Source organism: Streptomyces sp. NPDC059853, assembly GCF_042731495.1.
Lineage (GTDB): Bacteria > Actinomycetota > Actinomycetes > Streptomycetales > Streptomycetaceae > Streptomyces.
Map to the genome: position 1 here is coordinate 1 of NZ_JBHWJL010000022.1, position 3,239 is coordinate 3,239.

Consider the following 3,239-nt stretch of genomic DNA (forward strand, 5'->3'; position numbering starts at 1 on the left):
GTGTCGGCGCGAGCATGCCCGCCGTCAACACCCCCGGCGTCGGTGCCGTCACCGTCCCGGGTGTCGGCGCGAGCATGCCCGCCGTCAACACCCCGGGCGTCGGTGCCGTCACCGTGCCCGGTGTGGGCGCCAACATGCCCGCCGTCAACACCCCGGGCGTGGGCGCCGTCACCGTCCCCGGTATCGGGGCGAACATGCCGTCCGTCACCACCCCGGGCATCAACGGCGTGACCACGCCCGGCGTCGGCGGGGTCACCGTCCCGGGCCTCGGCGCGAACATGCCGGTCGTCAACGCCCCCGGCGTCGGCGCGGTCAACGTGCCGGGCGTCGGCGTCAGCATGCCGGCGGTCAACACCCCGGGCGTCGGCGGCTTCAACCTCCCCGGCATCACCGCCAACATCCCGGGGGTGAACACCCCGGCCGTCGGCGCCGTCACCGTGCCCGGCATCGGCACCTCCATGCCCACCGTCAACGCCCCCGGCGTCGGGGCCATCAGCCCCTCGATCTCCTCGCCCGGCCTCGGCGGCTTCAACTCCATCAACGTGCCGGGCGTGGGCGCGGTCGACGCACCGGGCCTCGGCGGCCTGGGCAACATCAACACCGGCAGCATCAGCCAGGCCATCACCCCGCCGACCCTCAACAACGTCGGCGCCAAGTTCAGCTCGCTCCAGCTCAGCATGCCGAACATCGACGCCAGGATCGTCGATCTCCCCTCCGTCAACGCCCAGGTGAACGCCGTACCCGGCACCGTCGGCACCCCAGCCGCCGGGAGCGTCAGCGTCCCCGAACTCGGCATCAACCTCAACTCCGGCCAGGGCCTCGGCAGCATCAGCACCCCCGAGATCAACGCGATCAACCACATCGTCCCGCCCGCCGGAGCCACCGTCACCCCGCCGTCCGTCGGCGGCGTCACCGTCCCGGCCACCGGCAACGGCATCACCCCGGTCACCACCCCCGGCGTGGGCGCCGTCACCACCCCGGGCGTGAACGGCATCACGACCCCGAGCGTGGGCGGCGTCGGCGCCGTCGACACCCCCGCGGTCAACGCCCTCAACAACGTCAACACCAGCGTCAGCCACGGTGTCACGCCGCCCACGCTCCAGAACGTCGGCGGCAAGTTCGACTCACTCCAGCTGAACGCCCCGGGCGCCGCCGCCCGCCTCGCCGACCTGCCCTCCGTCAACGGCCAGGTGAGCGCCGTACCGGGCACCGGCGGCACCCCCGCCGTCGGGCACGTCAGCGTCCCCGAACTCGGCATCAACCTGAGCGGCGGCAACGGCGCGGGCCGGATCGACACCCCCGAGATCACCACCACCGGCCAGGTCAACCCCGGCGTGGGCGCCACCCTCACCCCGCCGTCCGCCCAGGTCGCCCCGCCGTCCGCCCAGGTCGCGCCCGCCACCGGCCAGGTGACCCCGCCCCCCGTCGCCGCCCCGGCCACCGGCGCCGTCACCCCCGCCGTCAGCCCGGGCACCTCCCCCGTCGGCCTCGGCGGCACCCCGCACACCCCCACCCCCGCCGGTGGCCACGTCAACACGCCCGAGGTCAACGCCAAGCACGGCGGCACCCCCGCCACGAACGAGATCGGCCGCGTCGACCTGACCCAGCCCGCGCCGCCCGCCAAGCAGCCCGGCATCGAGTCGCTGAACCTGAAGACCGGCGGCGCGCACCTGAACCCGCTCAGCCCGATGGACCTCCAGGCGCTGCGCACCCTCGGCCTGTTCGGACCGAGCGCCGTGCCGCCCCGGCCGATGGTCACCCAGGTGTTCATGATGAGCTCCTCGTCGGCCATCCCCGCCGTCCACACCTACAACGGCATCGCCGACCTGCCCGGCGTCTCGGTCCGGGTCGACGCCCCGCACGCCGGCTCCGGCGGCCGGTTCCCGGTCACCATCACCCAGAACAGCGAGGACATCCCCGGCCTGCGCGCCTTCGAGGCCCACGACGGCACCCGCCCCGTCATCCGCATCGAGCAGGCACTCGACGGCGGCTCGGTCCGGCGCTGGGACTTCGACATGGCCAGCCACGAACCCCTCGGCGGCCCCACGGTGGTCTCGCCCGCCCCCGTCGCCGGCACCCCGGGCACCACCGGCTCCGTCGCCCCGGCGCTGCCCGCCCCGCGCACCGTCGATCTGCCCGGCCTGGCCGGCCGGCAGCTGGAGCTGCGGTTCGGCCCGGACGGCGGTCTGAGCGGCGTCGGGCCGGTCGGCCGCGGATCCGACGTCCTCGACATCCGTACCTCGTCCGACCTGCGCGTCCTCGACATGGACATCCGGGTCGGCCCCCGGCAGATCGACACCCACAGCTTCAACCTCGGCCCGGACGGCACCCCGGCCTTCCGCGGCCACCAGCAGGACATCACCCTCTCCCACGGCGACTTCGACAACGTCCGGGTCTCCGTCCACCGCGCCGAGGACGGCGCGTTCCTGAGCGGCGACACGCCCCGGGGCAACACCGTCGTCGAGGTGAACGGCGGCGGCCTGCGGATCGACCCGACCGACGGCGGACGCGCCACCGTCTTCTACGACGCGCACCACGCCTTCAGCCACCGGGACCTGGCCCTGGCCGCCGGGGCCCTGCACGGCATCCAGACCCTGCGGGCCGCCGCGGACGGGACGCTCAGCCTGATCCGGCCGAACGGCACCGTCGCCTCCGCCCCCGGCGACCTCACCGCGCTGCCCGGCGGCGCCACCCGGGTCCAGTCCGGCGGCCGGGACATCGTCATCGGGCCCAACGGCGACCACACGCACCACGTCATCACCCTGCGGGACGCCGACGGCAACCCCGTGGGCGTCGTGCACCGGCCGACCGGACCCACCCACGCGGGCCCCGGCGCCCACCCGCTGACCGACGCCGGCCACCCGATCGACGACATCGCGCTGGTCCGGCACGGCGACACCGAGTTCGTGCTGCGCACCGACGACTCGCTCACCTTCCACACCGGCACCGGCGACCACGCCTTCAGCGCGCCCGCGCTCCGCGGCACCCCGCTGGACGGGAATTTCCTGCGCGGCGGCGACAACCCCGGGCTGTTCGACACGAACGGCGGCCTCGTCGCCACCCCGACCCCGCAGCCCGGCGGCGCGCTGCGGATCCAGTACGGCGGCCACGACCTCATCCTGGGCCCGGGCAACGTCCACACCCACAACGTCACCACCCTCACCGGCCCGGGCGGCACCACCATCGGCCACGTCCACCTCCCCGTCGACGGAACCCGCCTCACACCGGGCTCCCACCCG

General features: G+C 74.9%; 1 pseudogene. It reads left to right on the forward strand.

The features are described from left to right. A pseudogene (locus ACFV5N_RS04335) lies at positions 1–3,239 on the forward strand (hypothetical protein); the annotation flags it as partial.